We start from the raw sequence: 16,386 nt of genomic DNA on the forward strand, positions 1-16,386 counted from the left end.
TAATTTAACTTCATTTGACAACCTCTTTTCACGAGCGTATAATAATAGGTGTGAGATATAAGGAGGTACTTATGTTTAAAAAAGGAGACAAGGTCGTTTATCCGATGCACGGCGCCGGGGTCATTGATGGCATCGAAGAGAAGGAGATCCTTGGCGAGAAAAAGAAATATTATATTCTTCATATCCCCCATAAGGAAATGAAGGTCATGATTCCTGTGGATAATGTGGAGGCTCTCGGCGTTCGACAGATTGCTGATGAGGAGACATTCAATGAGGTCATCGAGTTACTCGGTGGCGATCGGGATAAGATGCCGACGAATTGGAACAAGCGGTACCGCCAGAACATGGAAAAGATGAAGACGGGCGATATCATCAAGGTCGCCAACGTCGTCAAGAATCTCACGCTCATGGATCACGAAAAAGGATTGAGCACTGGGGAACGCAAGATGCTGCACAATTCCAAGCAGATCTTGGTCAGCGAGCTGGCGCTCTCTAGCGATAAGAAGGAAGAAGAGATCGCAGATCTCATCGAGGATTCCATTCATTAACCGGCCTCTCTTATATAGAGGCTTTTTTCTTTGGGATCGTTCACACGATGTTCAAGTTTGAGCACCGCTATCTGTGATAAACTGCTAAGTAGGTGCTCGCGGTTAAAGGGGTATCTTGATGGGTACCTTATGAACAAGGCAAACGATGTGCAAGTCAAGGAGGTTATCGTATGATCAAAAAAGTGGCCCGGTGGGTCATCGCCATCATGGGCGGTGGTTTGGGGTTCGCGATCGGTACGGTTTTCTCCCACTCGGAACTGGTTGTGGACTGGATGGGTTTAGCGGAATCGCCGCTGAAGATGGTGATCCCTGTTTTATTTGCTATCATCCTTTTTATTCTTCTTTTTATTTTGTCCAACACAATCATCCGGTGGGGCGTGAAAATCACAGAGAAGGCAGAATTCGAGTTATCCAAGATCCCGACCAATCAGATGGCCGTGGGATCGTTAGGTTTGATCATCGGTTTGATCATCGCCTATCTCATCAGTAGTATCTTCCAATTGATTCCCTTTGGTTTCGTTGGTATGATTCTGTCCGTCGTGGCCTATGTGTTTTTCGGCTACCTCGGCGTGACACTATCGACCCGCAATATCGGTGAACTGGCCAAATTACCCGACATGTTTCGAAAGAATGAAGAAAAGGGTATCGTGCAGACGAAAAAGGGTGGGAGCCAGAAGATTCTGGATACGTCCGTGATCATCGACGGACGCATCGCGGATATCTCGAGAACCGGATTCATCGAGGGAACCCTGATCATCCCAGAATTTGTGCTCGAGGAACTCCGGCATATCGCCGATAGTTCCGACGGGCTAAAGCGCAACCGCGGCAGACGCGGACTCGACATTCTCAAGACGATACAGACGGATCTCAATGTACCCGTCAAAGTAGTAGATGATGACTTCGAGGATGTGTCGGAAGTAGATGTGAAGCTCTTGAAGCTCGCGCAAAAAATTGGTGGGGTGGTCCTCACCAACGATTACAATTTAAACAAGGTGGCGGCGGTGCAGGACGTACCGGTGCTCAATATCAACGAATTGGCCAACGCCGTCAAGCCCGTGGTACTCCCTGGGGAGGACATGCAGGTACAGATCATCAAGGCCGGCAAGGAAGCCAACCAAGGGATCGCCTACCTCGATGATGGGACCATGATTGTGGTAGAAGAAGGAAAGCGCCATATCAATGAGACCGTCGATGTCGTGGTGACCAGCGTGCTTCAAACGGCGGCGGGTCGCATGATCTTCACGAGATTCCGCAGATAAGGCCCCTCCTGAGTAGACAGAGGTGATAAACGTTGGATAGAAAGACAGTAGTGGTGATCCCAGCAGCCGGCAGTGGTCGGCGCATGGGTACCGAAGAGAAGAAACAATATCTCTCCCTGTGTGGTGAACCCATGGTATTGCGCACGGCCAGGGTTTTTTCGGAGATGAGCCTCTCTATGATCGTCGTGGCCCCACCTTATGAGGTGGAATCGATGCGCGCTCTGCTCGAGGCAGGTGGCATCCACAATGTGGTCGCCGTGGTCGCCGGTGGGAAGACGCGCCAGGCCTCTATCGAGAATGCCCTCGGGCATATCAGTCCAGAATTTCAAAACGTTCTCGTGCACGATGCGGCCCGCTGTCTCGTGAGACCCGCGCTAGTCTGGAGGATCATAGAGGAGCTAGAGGTCCACGGGGCCGTGATCCCGGCCCTACCGCTGAAGGATACCATCAAGCGGATCGAGGGTGATCGGGTCGAGAGCACGCTCAACCGCGATCGCTTGGTCGCCGTTCAAACGCCCCAGGGCTTTTGGCGTGAGATGTTGCTCGAGGCCTACGCTGTCGCGCGGGAGGAAGGGCTCGATGCCACGGATGACGCATCCCTGGTAGAGTTCATGCAGCAGGACGTGCACGTGATCCCGGGAGACGATACCAACATCAAGCTGACGACGCCCGTGGACCTGATCCTCGCGGAATCGCTTCTGAAAAGGGAGGGAATACCGTGCGAATAGGACATGGGTACGATGTACACAGATTGGTGGAAGATCGCCCACTGATCCTAGGGGGTGTCCGCGTGCCTTATGAGCGGGGCCTGCTGGGTCATTCCGATGCAGACGTGCTCCTACACGCGGTGATGGATGCGGTGCTCGGCGCCCTGGCCCTGGGGGATATCGGCAGGCATTTTCCCGATGATGATCCGGATCTGGCGGGCGTGGATAGTGGCCTGCTCGCCGAGAAAGTGGCTGCGAAGATGCACGAGAAAGGCTACAGGGTGGGCAACATCGATGCTACGATCATCTGTCAGAAACCGAAATTGGCGACGTTCCTACCCGCCATGCGCGAGCGAATCGCGGTGCTTTTCGCCACGACGACCGACCGGGTGAACATCAAGGCCACCACGACGGAGCAATTGGGGTTTGCAGGACGCGGCGAGGGAATCGCAGCGGAATCAGTGGTACTACTGGAAAAACGATAGGCGTGCGATGAAAGTCGCGCGCTTTTTTTAATGGCGCTGTTTCTTGGTGGTATAATAGGGGAAAGAAGGAGACGAGAGGAGGGGTAATGATGCGCAAGAAGATCAAAAACTTTGTGATCAGAAGGTTGGGTCGCATCCCTGTGCCCCGTGCTCTGGCGGAGGACCCCCAGCCCAAACTGTTGTTTCTGTCCGATACCCCGTCCACACTTTTCGGAGCGCTACCCTCGGTTTTCGAGCAGGTCAATCCCGAGATCATCCTCCACGGGGGTGACCTCAGCGATGATCTGAAGATCGAAAAATCCCCGGGGCTCATCGATCTATACGAGACCAAGGTTAGAAAACTATTGGAGATTCTTGAGAAAAGCGGCGCGCGAGAAGTGATCTTGGTACTGGGTAACCACGATGACGAAGAGGTGCTCAGAAGATGGGCGACGTCCCCGGTGTTTAGAATCGTGGCCAAAGACCGGTTCTCTTGGCGCGGGCACAAGATCGTGGTGGGGCACAAGCCCTTCGAGGACCAGGAGGCAGATTACGTGTTTTTCGGCCACAACCTGGATCGAAGGACGCAGCGCGACGGGCCCCCGAAGCAGCTCAATGGCATCGAGGCGATCTACGTCATTGGAGCCGATGGTGGGGTCACCGCCCTGTCTTACCCACCGGGGACCAACGACGAGCGACTCAGAAGACGCAAGGGAGGCACTTGATATGATGACACTCTTTCGCACTGGGGCCAAAACGCTGTTGATCGCCACGGACAACCAGGAGGCGATCCGGCAGCATCTGGCTGTGAATTTTTCGGTTTTGAAGGGACCCTATACCCAGATGGCCAGTATTGCCAAGGATGATAGTTGTCTTGTTGTATTGGTCGATGAACTGAAAGGACCCATCCGGTTTTCCGATGCCATCGATACCTACCTCGTCTATTCCCTTTCCGATCCGATCCTGATGAGTCTCATCAATTCGCGTGTGACGGAGGACATCCAGTACATTCGACAGTCCCCCCGACCGATGATCCTGCGGCACCAGGGGGACGCCCAGTCCATGCTCGAGGTCATCGCCCAGGATTTTACCGGCCACGAAGCACCCTTTTACGATGTGATGGACCAAGAGGAGGGTGGTGTGGTCTTCGTGCTGACAGACCAACCGCTGGACCGAGCGGTGAACTACGGCATGACCCATCCCATTGCCTTTCACGCGCGTGCGAGTCTGGTGGAAACGATCAATCTATTGAAGAAAAAGGATCTGGATTATTTCAACGCGGGCACGGAAGCTGGCGAGTGGCAGGAGTATCACATCAAGATCTACGATTCCTACGGTGCCTACCAACTCCACTACGAGCGCCTCACCGATGTGCTCGAGTCCTTGGAACTCGGCGTCATCATGGGCGAGGGATGGGGAAAGGATGCGGCCTTCATCCTTCTGTCGGTAGGTGTTTACCAGGTGCGTTTTTTCAGTTACATGAAGCCGAAAGAACTCAAACGTTACCTGATGGGGTTAGAGTACCTGGAGGATGGGACGCGGATTGTGGACCTCGATCTCTTCCTTAATAAGAAGAAAGTCTACTGGCGTGACGCCCGCAGGGAGAACGGGGAGACCAAGATGGATATCGCCGAAGACTACCGCAAGATGATCTTCTCCAAGCTTACCGAAGTGGCCACGGATCAACTCGTGGACCGCGAGGTGGCGATCCTCAAAACCCGCTATTAGACAACGCCGCTTCGTATGGTATAATCGGTGAAGAGGTGGTGTACTGTGAGCAAGGCCTATACATTTTTTCAACATGCGAATTGTGAGTTCTTCCCCTGTCATCAGGTGGAGGAGCCAAGCACCTATAACTGTCTTTTCTGTTATTGTCCCCTGTATGCCCTCGGAGAGAACTGCGGCGGACAGTACAAATACGCTGGTACGGTCAAGGACTGTTCCGATTGCACGCTCCCCCATACACCCGGTGCCTACGACCGGATCATGGCCAAGATGGGCGATGTGATCGATCTGGTGAGAAGAGACCCCGAAGAGAAGAAGGAGGACCAACATGTCGGTTAGAGTACGCTTCGCACCGAGCCCCACGGGCTATGTGCACATCGGTGGCCTGAGAACGGCCCTATACAACTATTTGTTCGCCAAGAAGGAAGGCGGTACCTACCTTCTGCGCGTGGAGGACACGGACCGCACGCGTTACGTGGAAGGCGCCATCGAAAACCTGCTGGACAGTATGGCTTGGGCCGGTGTCATGCACACGGAAGGACCGGTGCTCAACGAGGCAGGTGAGGTTGTCCAGGTAGGGGATAAGGGTCCCTATATCCAGTCGCAGCGAACGGAGATCTACCGCGAGCACGTGGAGAAGCTGATCGACGATGGACACGCCTACTACTGTTTCTGTTCGAAAGAACGCCTCGAAAACCTACGCGACGCCCAGAAGGCCCAGGGGAAGGTTCCCCGTTACGATGGCATCTGCCGTGGGATCGATCCGGCTGACGCCAAGGCACGCGTGGCGGCCGGTGAGTCCCACGTGGTACGCTTGAAGCTCCCGGCCAATCACGAGGTGACCTTCGAAGACGTCGTGCGCGGTCGCGTGACCGTGAATACTGACGACCTGGATGACCAGGTACTCCTCAAGGCCGATGGCTACCCCACCTACCACCTGGCAGTGATCGTGGATGATCACTTCATGGCCGTTTCCCACATCATCCGCGGGGAAGAGTGGTTGCCATCCACTCCCAAGCACGTGATGCTTTACGAAGCCTTTGGCTGGGAAGCGCCCAAGTACGTGCACCTGCCCAATATTTTGAACAGCGATAAGAAGAAACTCTCGAAGCGTCACGGCGACGTGGCCGTGGAGGACTTCAGGAGAAAAGGGTATCTGCCCGAGGCGCTGATCAACTACATCGCCCTGGTGGGATGGTCGCCGGAGGACAACCAGGAGATCTTCAGCATGGACGAACTGGTCGAGGCCTTCAGTCTCGAGCGCGTGTCAAAATCCAGCGGGGTCTTTGACGTGAGCAAGCTCAACTGGATCAACGGCCACTACATTCGCGAGAAGGATCTCGACGAGCTGACGGCCCTGTGCATCCCCTACTTCGTCTTGGATGGGTACGTGGCGGAGGAAGAGGTCCAGGAAAAGTACGAGTGGATCAAGAAAATCGTCGGCGTGACCCGCGGCGGTATCGACCACCTCTCCCAGATCACGAGCACCGTGGATCTCTTTTTGGACGATGAGATCCAGTTCGAAGACGAAAAGGCCGAAGAAATGATCGGGCTCGACCATGTGCCCGAAATGCTACGCGTCTTCAAGGACAAGGCGCTGGCGCTCGATGAGCTCGTGGCCGGAGAGGTTAAAGGACTCTTTAAAGCCGTACAGAAAGAAACGGGAATCAAGGGGAAGAACCTGTTTATGCCCACGCGCGTGGCGCTCACCGGCCAGGTACACGGACCGGAGATGGCCGATATCATCGAGATCTTAGGTAAAGAAAAGGTCGCCCGTCGCATCGACCACGTATTAAGCAAGATCGAAGGTTAGACGTGTAAGGTACGCTAGCGACCCCCGCCCTCGGATTGGTGGGGGTCGTCGGTGCTTGAAGAAGAAGGAGGACGTCGACGTGAAACTATACAATAGCATGACACGAAAGAAAGAGACCTTTATGCCGCTAGAACCCGGAAAAGTGCGGATGTACGTCTGCGGTCCGACAGTCTACAACTACTTTCACATCGGAAACGCAAGGCCCTTTATGATTTTTGACGCGCTACGCAGGTACATGAAATACCGCGGTTACGAAGTGAAGTACGTTCAGAATTTCACCGATGTGGATGATAAGATCATCCAGCGTGCAAAGGAGGAGGGGGCCACGCCGGAGGCGATCGCACAGAAATACATCGATGCCTACTTCCAGGATGCCGATGCCCTCGGGATCGAGCGCGCCGATGTCCATCCACGGGTGACGGAGTCCATGGAAGAGATTGTGGACTTCATCTCTGTGCTCATCGACAAGGGCTACGCCTACGAGGCGAACGGCGATGTGTATTTCGATGCCATGGCCTACCCCGGTTACGGTGGTCTGTCGGGACAACGGCTCGAAGAGCTGGAGGCGGGAGCCCGTGTGGCTGTGAACAGCGGCAAGAAACACGCTTCGGACTTTGCCCTCTGGAAAGCAAAGAAAGAAGGGGAGCCGGCCTGGCCATCCCCCTGGTCAGAAGGCCGACCGGGATGGCACATCGAGTGCTCGGTCATGAGCACCATGCACCTGGGCCCTACACTGGATATCCACGCCGGTGGGCATGACCTGATCTTTCCCCACCATGAGAACGAGATCGCACAATCAGAAGCCTACTCAGGGGAGACCTACGTGCGAAACTGGTTGCACAACGGGTACATCAACATCGACAACGAGAAGATGTCCAAGTCGAAGCATAATTTCTTCACCGTTCGGGACATCCTAGCGCACCACGATGGAGAGACGATCCGCTTCTTCCTCCTGTCCGCCCACTACCGCAACCCCGTCAACTTCTCCGAGGAGATGATGGCCAGCGCCAAAAGTGCTCTCGAGCGTCTGTACAACGGCAGAGAGCATCTCGTGCGTATGCTAGAGGTGGCAAAAGACCGGAAGGATGTCCACGGTGAGGATATTGAGAAATTCAGGGCACGGTTCATCGAGCACATGGATGATGATTTCAACACGGCCGATGGCCTTTCGGTGCTCTTTGAGCTCGTGCGTTTTGCCAACACCCACATCGGACCGGAGAGTGCAGGCGCCGATGTGAAGGCGATGCTGGAGCTGGTCGATGAACTGGCCGATGTGCTGGGGATCTTGCAAAAGCGCGAGGAGGAAGATCTGGATGCCGCGATCGAGCGCCTGATTGCCGAGCGTCAGCAGGCCAGGACCGATAAAAATTTCCAGAGAGCGGATGCGATTCGCGATGAGCTGCTCGCCCAGGGCATCGAACTGAAGGATACACCCCAGGGTGTCGTCTGGACGAGAAGGTAAGCATGGAAGCATTTCTAGAGATGCTCGACGTTGCTGCGCTCACGGAAACGGAGGTGCGTATGATGCACGCTTCGAAGCTTGCCTACATCGGGGATGCGGTGTACGATCTGTACATGCGCACCTACCTCGTGGCCGATAGATCGGGCAAGATGCACGATTTGAACAAAGAAGTGGTGGCCCACGTGAACGCGAGCTCACAAGCCAAGATCGCTCGCGTCTTGATGGAAGGTTTCCTCACGGAAGAGGAGGTCATTCTTCTCAAGCGGGGGCGCAATGCGAAGACCACTTCGGCACCGAAAAATGCTGACCCCGCCGATTACAAGCTGGCCACCGGATTCGAGGCACTGTTGGGCTATCTATTTTTGCTCGGTGCGCACGACCGGCTACGCCTGGTGATCCGGGAGGGTGTGAAGATTCTTGAACAGAACTGAGAAGATTTTCCTGCTGGTGATCCTGATCACCCTCCCGCTGCTCGCCTTTAAATCGATCCGGCTCGACGGCTATGAACCGGCGCCGGAGGAGGCGTCCGTGGTGGTGCGTTTTGAAGAGCATGTGGCGGAGCGCTACGATCACCTCCTGTACGATTACCATCTGCTGACCATCCGGTTGATCGGACTCGAAACCCTACAGCTCGATGGTCGGGAACAAGCCGTGGCCAAGTACCGCAAGTACTTGGTCGGCATCTTCCCCTTTTTCGATGTCTATATTAAAGAGGAGGCCCTATGATACACGTTGCACTGATCAACCATACACCGGAGCCCGAGCGGTTGGTGGCGGCCAGCGCGAAGCTTTGTTACGCCAACGTAGGTGTGGAGGAACTGTCCGAGAGCATGGACGATGCGGCGGTCATCCGCTTCATCGATCTGCTGATGGACCTTGGCCACGAGAGCCCGCTGGAACACGTGAGCTTTACCTTTGCCATCGAAGGCGTGAGCCGGGTGCTCACCCACCAGTTGGTGCGCCACCGGATCGCGTCCTATTCCCAGCAATCCCAGCGCTACGTGAGCCTCGACAGCTTTGAGTATGTGGTCCCCCCAGCCGTTCGCGACAACCCCGAGGCCCTTCGTCTTTTCGAAGCGTCCATGGAGGCGGACCGACAGGCCTACGGCCAGATCGCGAGCCTGCTCGAGGCCGATCATCGGGAGCGGTTGCAGGCGGAAGGGTGGCCGGAGAAAGAAGCGGTCAAGCGGGCCAAGAAGGCAGCCATTGAGGATGCGCGTTTTGTTTTCCCCAATGCCTGCGAGACGAAGATCGTGGCCACAATGAACGCCCGGAGCCTCATGAACTTCTTCCGTCACCGGACCTGCAACCGGGCCCAATGGGAGATTCGCGAGCTGTCGATCGAGATGCTGAGGCTGGTGCGCGGCGTGGCGCCACATCTCTTTAGAACGGCGGGACCCGGTTGTCTCTTGGGGCCCTGTCCCGAGGGTGCCATGACCTGCGGTAAGAGCCAAGAAGTGCGTGCATTTTTCGAAAGGATGGAAGAAACTGATGAACGATAGAATAGAAGGAAAGCATCCCGTCAAAGAAGTGATGGCCGGCAAACGGAAGGTGATCAAGCTTTTTTTGCAGAACTCGCGGGATCGCTCGATCGAGGAGATCGGCCGATGGGCGCAGAAGAAGCAGATTCCCATTGAAATCGTCGATCGAAAGACCCTCGACGAGATGGCCAGCGGGCGAAACCACCAGGGTGTGATCGCCGAGGTGGCCCCCTTTGAGTATGCCGATCTCGAAGCGGAACTGGCGAAACAGGAAGGTCCGCGGTTTATCCTGGCCCTCGATGGGGTGGAGGATCCGCACAATCTGGGGTCGATCATCCGCAGTGCCGATGCCGCGGGAGTGGACTTTGTGATGATCAAAAAGCGCAGGGCCGTTTCCGTGACGCCCGTGGTGGCCAAGACCAGCGCCGGAGCGGTGGAGTCGGTACCGGTGGTACAGGTGACCAATATGACGCGCGCCCTGGAGCGCGTGAAGGAAGCGGGAGCCTGGATCTACGGGACGGATCTGGAGGGTGAGATCCTGTACGATGGTGTGGATCTATCGGGCTCCGTTTGTCTGGTGATCGGGAATGAGGGCGAGGGGTTGACGCGCCTGGTGCGCGAGACCTGTGATTTCCTGGTGAAGCTACCTATGCTCGGCAAAGTGCAGAGCCTCAATGCATCGGTAGCGGCGGGGCTTGTGCTCTACGAAGTGGTGAGACAGCGTCATGCGACCGGGCGGTCTTAAGACCTTTCTCTTTATCGATGGGTATAATTTAATCCACTACTGGGGTTATCTCGATGGCGGCGCGACCAGTCTCGAGGAGTCGCGCGATCGTCTGGTCGACGAGTTGGTGGAACTAGCCCACCTTTCCGACGAGGAAGTGATCGTGGTCTTCGACGCCTATCGCAACCGCGGCCGGGTCACCACGATCGAAGAGGTCCGGGGACTCCAGGTAGTCTACACCAAAGAGAACCAGACGGCCGACGCTTATATCGAGGGACGGGTGAAAGAGCTCGCCAGCGACATTCGCTACACCGTGAAGGTCGTGACTTCGGACTGGGTGGAGCAGCAGGTGGTCATGGCTAGTGGGGCGCTCCGGGTGACCCCTGCCGAGCTCGGTGCGGACATCGAACGGATCGTGCGCAGGACCAAGCGGCGGTTGGCCATAGAAAAGCGGGAAACGGAGGCGCCGGGCGGTCTTCCGGACAAAGTGAGAAAAACCCTTGAAAAATGGCGAAATTCTTGACGATAAAATCCAAATTTTATATAATGAAGGCAGGCTTTTTCAAGGGTAGTAGGGGGATGGCTCATGACACAGGATGCAAGAGATCGAGGTTATGACCAGCTACCGGATGAAACTGTCGTCGCGTTCGCCCAAGGGGGGGAACACCTGGCCGAGGAATTTCTTATTGACAAATACAAAGGAATTGTTAAAATAAAGGCTAGGGTCTACTTCATCCGCGGTGCGGATCGAGAAGATTTGATTCAAGAAGGCATGATCGGGATCTTCAAGGCCATACGCGATTACGACGGGACGAAGGAAGCGAGTTTCCATTCCTTCGCGGACCTCTGTGTGACACGGCAGATCATCACAGCCATCCGCACAGCCGCGCGGCAGAAACACACGCCGCTCAATAGCTACGTCTCCCTCGACAAGCCGCTATTTCGAGAAGAGTCGAACAGAACACTTTTGGACGTTCTGTCCGCCACCGGGATTACCGACCCGATGCAACTGATCATTTCACGCGAAGAACTCCTGATCGTTCTCGATCAGCTCAATGCATTGCTGACGGACCTCGAGTACGCAGCGCTCACGGGCTATGTCGATGGGATGAGTTATGAGGAAATCGCAAAGGAACTCGGGTGCCATGTCAAGTCCATCGACAATGCGCTCCAGAGGGTCAAGAGAAAGCTCCAAAAAAGTACGAAGTCTGCCGTCTAGGCATGCCCATGTAGCTCAGTAGGTTAGAGTGTCGCCTTGGTAAGGCGGAGGTCGGCGGTTCGAATCCGCTCGTGGGCTCCAAAACAACCAACGAAAAGGAGGATGTACAATGGGTAAAGCAAAGTTTGAACGCTCCAAGCCACACGTTAACATCGGAACCATTGGTCACGTTGACCACGGTAAAACGACGCTGACAGCTGCGATCACGAAGGTGCTCTTTGACACCTACGGACTCGGCGAGCTCGTGGCTTTCGAAAACATCGATAAAGCACCGGAAGAGAGAGAGCGTGGCATCACGATCTCCACAGCCCACGTAGAGTACGAGACGCCTAACCGTCACTACGCTCACGTAGACTGCCCCGGTCACGCCGACTACGTAAAGAACATGATCACGGGTGCTGCACAGATGGATGGATCCATCCTGGTGGTATCAGCAGCCGACGGTCCTATGCCCCAGACTCGTGAGCACATCCTGCTCGCACGTCAGGTAGGCGTACCTTACATCGTGGTCTTCCTGAACAAATGTGATATGGTAGACGACGAAGAGCTCCTCGAGCTCGTTGAAATGGAAGTAAGAGATCTTCTGAACGAGTACGACTTCCCAGGCGACGACACACCGATCATCCAGGGTTCTGCACTGAAGGCCCTCGAGAACACGGGTGGCGAGTGGGCGCAGAAAATCGTTGATCTTTTCGAGATCATCGACGAGTACATCCCCGAGCCAGAGCGTGACACGGAAAAAGCCTTCCTGATGCCTGTTGAGGACGTGTTCTCAATCACAGGTCGTGGAACGGTAGCAACGGGCCGTGTTGAGCGTGGTATCGTGAAGGTATCCGAAGAGATCGAGATCGTAGGCCTCGAGGAAGATCCTCGCAAGGTCATCGTAACGGGTGTAGAGATGTTCCGCAAGCTCCTCGACGAAGGTCGTGCGGGCGACAACATCGGCGTACTCCTCCGTGGTGTACAGCGTGATGACATCCAGCGTGGCCAGGTACTGGCGAAGCCGGGTTCCATCAACCCACACACGAAGTTCAACGCTCAGGTGTACGTACTGAAGAAAGAAGAAGGTGGCCGTCATACGCCGTTCTTCAACGGATACCGTCCCCAGTTCTTCTTCAGAACGACTGACGTAACAGGTTCTATCCAGTTGCCAGAAGGCGCTGAGATGGTTATGCCTGGTGATAACATCGAGATGGTTGTAGAGCTCATCGCTCCGATCGCCATCGAGAAGGGCCTCAAGTTCTCCATCCGAGAGGGTGGCCGTACGGTAGGCGCCGGTTCTGTTACGAGCATCATCGAGTAATCGATCTTTAAAAAATGAGCTACAGCAAGGCCTGGGCGTAAGCACCGGGCCTTTTTTCACCACCTTTTCCGGTTGACACTGGAGGGGAATTGTGATAGGTTAAGTTAGTGATGTTAAAGTGGACGAAAAGCGCCCACTTGACGATAAACGAGCAGGAGGTGTTACCATGAGGGTGAAAGTGATTCTTGCGTGCACGGAATGTAAAAATAGAAATTACAACACGACGAAGAACAAACGTACGACTCCGGACCGCATTGAAATGAAGAAATACTGTAAGTTCTGCAAAACCCACACGGTCCACAAAGAGACCAAGTAGTCACAGGACGAGAGGTGTGAACAATGGCAAAAGCAACAGCGCAAAAAGGGAACATGAAGTTTCTGAAGGGCGTTAAGTCCGAGCTCAAGAAGGTCAGCTGGCCAGGTAAAGAAGAGGTCATCAACTACACGGGGATTGTTGTCGCCGTCGTAACGGTCATGGCAATCGGCATCTGGATCGTGGACTCTATCTTCATGGGTGCTATCAATCTTTTCATTTAGGCACGAAGGAGGGAAAGACCCCAGTTATGTCTGAAAACACGGCACGTTGGTACGTAGTACATACGTATTCCGGTCACGAGAACAAAGTGAAGGCCAACATCGAAAAAATCGTAGAAAACCGAGGGATGGAAGACATTATCACGGAAGTGGTCGTTCCCACCGAAGAAGTCGTCGAGATGAAGGACGGCAAGCGTAAAGTGAAACAGCGCAAAATTTTTCCGGGATACTGCATCGTCAAGATGATCATGACGGACCAGTCCTGGTACGTCGTCCGCAATACCCGTGGTGTCACGGGCTTCGTTGGTCCGGGATCCAAGCCGATTCCGCTGACGGAAGCTGAAGTGCTGCGCATGGGGCTCGAGGAAAGAGAAATTGTTGAAATCGATATTGCCGTTGGCGACAGCATTCGTGTCATCGCCGGTCCCTTCGAGACTTTCGAGGGCAAGGTGGAAGAAGTACACGTAGAAAAAATGACCTTAAAGGTCCGGGTTTCCATGTTTGGGCGCGAGACGCCTGTGGAGCTCAAATACAACCAAGTTGAAAAGCTGTAAAGCTTTTTATAAAAGTTCATCATTAGCTAGGAGGTGACATGATGGCCAAGAAAGTTTCTGGTCTCATAAAGCTGCAGATTCCCGCCGGGAAGGCTAACCCCGCCCCGCCGGTAGGCCCCGCGCTCGGTCAGCACGGTGTCAACATCATGCAGTTCTGTAAAGAATTCAACGCGAAGACGCAGGATCAAGCTGGGATGATTATCCCTGTCGTGATCACGGTTTACCAGGACAGAAGTTACTCTTTCATTACGAAGACGCCACCGGCAGCTATTCTTTTAAAGAAGGCAGCGGGTATCCAATCAGGATCCGGCGAACCACACGTGAAGAAGGTAGCTACGGTTTCTAAAGACCAAGTAAAAGAAATCGCCGAGCTCAAGATGCCCGACCTGAACGCAGGAAGCATCGAAGCAGCGATGAGCATGATCGCGGGAACAGCGCGAAGCATGGGCATCGTCGTCGAAGACTAAGCACAACGTGGGAGGAATCCTTCCGTTTGACCACTAAAGGAGGAAAAACTATGCCGAACAGAGGCAAGCGTTACGAAGAGAGCTTGAAGCTCGTGGATCGCGAAGCGACTTACGACGCGATCGATGCAGTTAAGCTCGTGAAAGAGACAGCTAAAGCCAAGTTTGATGAGACCATCGAGCTGCACATCAAGCTGGGTGTAGACGGTCGTCACGCAGACCAACAGGTCCGCGGTGCCGTCGTGTTACCTCATGGTACGGGCAAAACCAAACGCGTTTTGGTTTTCGCCAAGGGCGAGAAAATCGCCGAAGCCGAAGCCGCCGGCGCCGATTTCATCGGTGACGACGACACCATCAACAAGATCCAGAACGAAAACTGGTTCGATTTCGACGTGGTTGTGGCCACGCCAGATATGATGGGTAAAATCGGTCGACTGGGCCGCGTGCTCGGTCCCAAAGGACTCATGCCGAACCCGAAATCCGGTACGGTGACTTTCGACGTGCAAAAGGCCGTTGAAGAGATCAAAGCCGGTAAGGTGGAATACCGTCTCGACAAGCACAACATCGTGCACGTCGTGCTCGGTAAGAAATCCTTCGACGAAGAACAATTGGTGGACAACCTGAACACCATGATGGCAACGTTGAAGCGGGCTAGACCTGCTGCTGCAAAGGGCACTTATTTCAGAAGCGCCACGATCACCAGCACCATGGGCCCTGGCATCAAGCTGAACCCCGCAAAATTCTAAGGAATACACCGTTGACACGGTGTGGGCTTGATGTTAAACTGACAAAGTGAATAATCACCGTAGACAGTAGGTGCTTCTTTTCCACTTGTGTTGAGAAGCTTAATCCCCTACCGAGGTTAACCATAAACTAACCAAGTTGTTGGTTTACGACCCCTCGTGTCTACGGACGAGGGGTCTTTATTATGGAGTCGAGGAGGTGGACTGATGTCAAAGAACTTAGAAAGAAAAAAAGCGGTTGTCGCTGAGATCGCCGAAATGTTTGAAAAAGCACAATCGGCCATTCTGGTAGATTACCAGGGTCTCAACGTGGAACATACGACTGAACTTCGCAAGCGTTTTCGTGAAGCTGGTGTTGAGTACAAGGTTTACAAGAACAATCTCGTGAAGCTTGCGATCAGAGACACAGAATACGAGGCACTCACCGAGGATTTAGCAGGACCGAACGCTATCGCTTTTGGTTTCGAAGATCCTGTAACACCCGCGAAGGTGATCAAGGATTTTGCGAAAGACCACCCAGTGCTGGAGCTTAAGACCGGCGTAGTGGAAGGCTTGTACTGCGATCGTGACCGTGTCATGAAAATCGCGAACATTCCGTCGCGCGATGAGTTGCTCGGGAAATTCCTCGGCAGCATCAAAGCGCCGGTATCGAACTTTGTTTACTTGCTTTCCAATATCAGCAAAGAGAAAGACGGCGGCGAAGAGGTTGCCGAAGCGTAAGTTAACTGACTTGTTTATTATGAAAACCATGGAGGTGTCCTTAAAATGACGAAAGATCAAATTATCGAAGCCATCAAAGGCATGACAGTGATGGAGCTCAACGAACTCGTTGAAGCTTGTGAAGAAGAGTTCGGCGTAAGCGCTTCTGCTCCAGTAATGGTTGCCGGTGCAGCTGCTGGTGCTGAAGAAGAAGAGCAGACAGAGTTCGACGTAATCCTCGAGAACGCTGGCGCAAAGAAAATCGGCGTCATCAAAGTTGTTCGCGAGATCACAGGTCTTGGCCTGAAAGAAGCGAAGGCTCTCGTAGACGAAGCGCCTAACGCGGTTAAAGAAGGCGTTGACAAAGAAGAAGCTGAAGCGCTCAAAGCGAAGCTCGAAGAAGCCGGCGCAGCAGTCGCGCTCAAGTAAACCACTAACACGAGGAGAAAGCTTCAGATCACGATCTGAGGCTTTTTTCTTTCCTCGCGAGCGGATAGACCTAGGGGGGTTAACTTATCCCCTGGCGAGGAAAGAAAACCCTTGACAGCTCGAGAGAATTGTACTAGTATTGTATAATGCAATAAATAGGATTTTAAAATGGTCTATTTATGACATTTTTTTTGTGTTTTCAACTAAGAATTCGCCAGCACCGCGGATTCGAACCTACTTTTTCACAAGGGGTGAAGT

Annotated in this window: 23 protein-coding genes, 1 tRNA gene and 1 other annotated feature; all 24 genes read left to right on the forward strand. The window is 54.0% G+C overall.

Translation table 11 applies throughout. From position 1 onward, the window contains the following. The first annotated feature begins 71 nt into the window (after positions 1-71). On the forward strand, positions 72-548 hold the full coding sequence (locus tag ACULM0_RS10190; RefSeq protein WP_463677442.1) for a CarD family transcriptional regulator: 477 nt from the start codon (positions 72-74) through the stop codon (positions 546-548). Between the two features lie 170 nt (positions 549-718). Continuing rightward, positions 719-1,807 (forward strand): PIN/TRAM domain-containing protein, encoded by a 1,089-nt coding sequence (locus ACULM0_RS10195; protein ID WP_463677443.1) that lies wholly within the window; start codon positions 719-721, stop codon positions 1,805-1,807. 32 nt (positions 1,808-1,839) lie between these two features. After that, positions 1,840-2,535: a 2-C-methyl-D-erythritol 4-phosphate cytidylyltransferase gene (gene ispD / locus ACULM0_RS10200; protein ID WP_463677444.1), complete on the forward strand. Its 696-nt coding sequence runs from the start codon at positions 1,840-1,842 to the stop codon at positions 2,533-2,535. Next, complete coding sequence (gene ispF / locus ACULM0_RS10205) at positions 2,526-2,999, forward strand: 2-C-methyl-D-erythritol 2,4-cyclodiphosphate synthase (RefSeq protein ID WP_463677445.1); 474 nt, start codon at positions 2,526-2,528, stop codon at positions 2,997-2,999. Before ispD ends, ispF begins: the two co-directional genes overlap by 10 nt. An 86-nt stretch (positions 3,000-3,085) precedes the next feature. After that, positions 3,086-3,703, forward strand: a complete 618-nt coding sequence (locus ACULM0_RS10210) for a metallophosphoesterase (protein ID WP_463677446.1) — start codon at positions 3,086-3,088, stop codon at positions 3,701-3,703. 1 nt (position 3,704) lies between these two features. Further along, positions 3,705-4,706: a hypothetical protein gene (locus ACULM0_RS10215; RefSeq protein WP_463677447.1), complete on the forward strand. Its 1,002-nt coding sequence runs from the start codon at positions 3,705-3,707 to the stop codon at positions 4,704-4,706. A 45-nt stretch (positions 4,707-4,751) separates the two neighbouring features. Then, the gene (locus tag ACULM0_RS10220; RefSeq protein ID WP_463677448.1) at positions 4,752-5,042 is read left to right on the forward strand and encodes a cysteine-rich small domain-containing protein; all 291 of its coding nucleotides are present in this window, start codon (positions 4,752-4,754) and stop codon (positions 5,040-5,042) included. After that, positions 5,032-6,516, forward strand: coding sequence for a glutamate--tRNA ligase (gltX, locus tag ACULM0_RS10225; RefSeq protein WP_463677449.1), 1,485 nt, complete (start codon positions 5,032-5,034; stop codon positions 6,514-6,516). Before ACULM0_RS10220 ends, gltX begins: the two co-directional genes overlap by 11 nt. A 79-nt stretch (positions 6,517-6,595) precedes the next feature. Further along, positions 6,596-7,978, forward strand: coding sequence for a cysteine--tRNA ligase (gene cysS / locus ACULM0_RS10230; RefSeq protein WP_463677450.1), 1,383 nt, complete (start codon positions 6,596-6,598; stop codon positions 7,976-7,978). Positions 7,979-7,980: 2 nt separating this feature from the next. Continuing rightward, entirely contained in the window at positions 7,981-8,409 is a 429-nt protein-coding gene (locus ACULM0_RS10235; protein ID WP_463677451.1) for a Mini-ribonuclease 3, read from the forward strand. After that, positions 8,396-8,704 carry a hypothetical protein gene (locus tag ACULM0_RS10240; RefSeq protein ID WP_463677452.1) on the forward strand — a complete coding sequence of 103 codons (309 nt, stop codon included), beginning with the start codon at positions 8,396-8,398 and terminating at the stop codon, positions 8,702-8,704. Before ACULM0_RS10235 ends, ACULM0_RS10240 begins: the two co-directional genes overlap by 14 nt. After that, on the forward strand, positions 8,701-9,480 hold the full coding sequence (gene thyX, locus ACULM0_RS10245) for an FAD-dependent thymidylate synthase (RefSeq protein ID WP_463677453.1): 780 nt from the start codon (positions 8,701-8,703) through the stop codon (positions 9,478-9,480). Before ACULM0_RS10240 ends, thyX begins: the two co-directional genes overlap by 4 nt. Continuing rightward, the gene (gene rlmB, locus ACULM0_RS10250) at positions 9,470-10,204 is read left to right on the forward strand and encodes a 23S rRNA (guanosine(2251)-2'-O)-methyltransferase RlmB (RefSeq protein ID WP_463677454.1); all 735 of its coding nucleotides are present in this window, start codon (positions 9,470-9,472) and stop codon (positions 10,202-10,204) included. Before thyX ends, rlmB begins: the two co-directional genes overlap by 11 nt. Continuing rightward, complete coding sequence (locus ACULM0_RS10255) at positions 10,185-10,706, forward strand: NYN domain-containing protein (RefSeq protein WP_463677455.1); 522 nt, start codon at positions 10,185-10,187, stop codon at positions 10,704-10,706. The genes rlmB and ACULM0_RS10255 overlap by 20 nt, the downstream gene beginning before the upstream one ends. Before the next feature lie 63 nt (positions 10,707-10,769). Then, positions 10,770-11,402 carry an RNA polymerase sporulation sigma factor SigH gene (gene sigH / locus ACULM0_RS10260; protein ID WP_463677456.1) on the forward strand — a complete coding sequence of 211 codons (633 nt, stop codon included), beginning with the start codon at positions 10,770-10,772 and terminating at the stop codon, positions 11,400-11,402. Between the two features lie 4 nt (positions 11,403-11,406). Beyond that, positions 11,407-11,483: transfer RNA gene (locus ACULM0_RS10265), tRNA-Thr, on the forward strand. Between the two features lie 28 nt (positions 11,484-11,511). Next, on the forward strand, positions 11,512-12,705 hold the full coding sequence (gene tuf, locus ACULM0_RS10270; protein WP_463677457.1) for an elongation factor Tu: 1,194 nt from the start codon (positions 11,512-11,514) through the stop codon (positions 12,703-12,705). 166 nt (positions 12,706-12,871) lie between these two features. Further along, a complete protein-coding gene (gene rpmG / locus ACULM0_RS10275; protein ID WP_463677458.1) occupies positions 12,872-13,021 on the forward strand; it encodes a 50S ribosomal protein L33 in 150 nt (49 codons plus the stop codon). A gap of 23 nt (positions 13,022-13,044) precedes the next feature. After that, positions 13,045-13,242: a preprotein translocase subunit SecE gene (gene secE, locus ACULM0_RS10280; RefSeq protein WP_463677459.1), complete on the forward strand. Its 198-nt coding sequence runs from the start codon at positions 13,045-13,047 to the stop codon at positions 13,240-13,242. 26 nt (positions 13,243-13,268) lie between these two features. After that, complete coding sequence (nusG, locus tag ACULM0_RS10285; protein WP_463677460.1) at positions 13,269-13,793, forward strand: transcription termination/antitermination protein NusG; 525 nt, start codon at positions 13,269-13,271, stop codon at positions 13,791-13,793. Positions 13,794-13,834: 41 nt separating this feature from the next. Continuing rightward, positions 13,835-14,260: a 50S ribosomal protein L11 gene (gene rplK / locus ACULM0_RS10290; protein ID WP_463679880.1), complete on the forward strand. Its 426-nt coding sequence runs from the start codon at positions 13,835-13,837 to the stop codon at positions 14,258-14,260. A 50-nt stretch (positions 14,261-14,310) separates the two neighbouring features. Next, positions 14,311-15,003 carry a 50S ribosomal protein L1 gene (rplA, locus tag ACULM0_RS10295; protein WP_463677461.1) on the forward strand — a complete coding sequence of 231 codons (693 nt, stop codon included), beginning with the start codon at positions 14,311-14,313 and terminating at the stop codon, positions 15,001-15,003. A gap of 39 nt (positions 15,004-15,042) precedes the next feature. Continuing rightward, positions 15,043-15,192, forward strand: a sequence feature (ribosomal protein L10 leader region). Positions 15,193-15,207: 15 nt separating this feature from the next. After that, positions 15,208-15,720 (forward strand): 50S ribosomal protein L10, encoded by a 513-nt coding sequence (rplJ, locus tag ACULM0_RS10300; RefSeq protein WP_463677462.1) that lies wholly within the window; start codon positions 15,208-15,210, stop codon positions 15,718-15,720. 45 nt (positions 15,721-15,765) lie between these two features. Then, a complete protein-coding gene (gene rplL / locus ACULM0_RS10305; RefSeq protein ID WP_463677463.1) occupies positions 15,766-16,128 on the forward strand; it encodes a 50S ribosomal protein L7/L12 in 363 nt (120 codons plus the stop codon). Positions 16,129-16,386 lie beyond the last annotated feature (258 nt).

It is taken from the genome of Halotolerantifilum yawarlongkerapense, assembly GCF_054506745.1.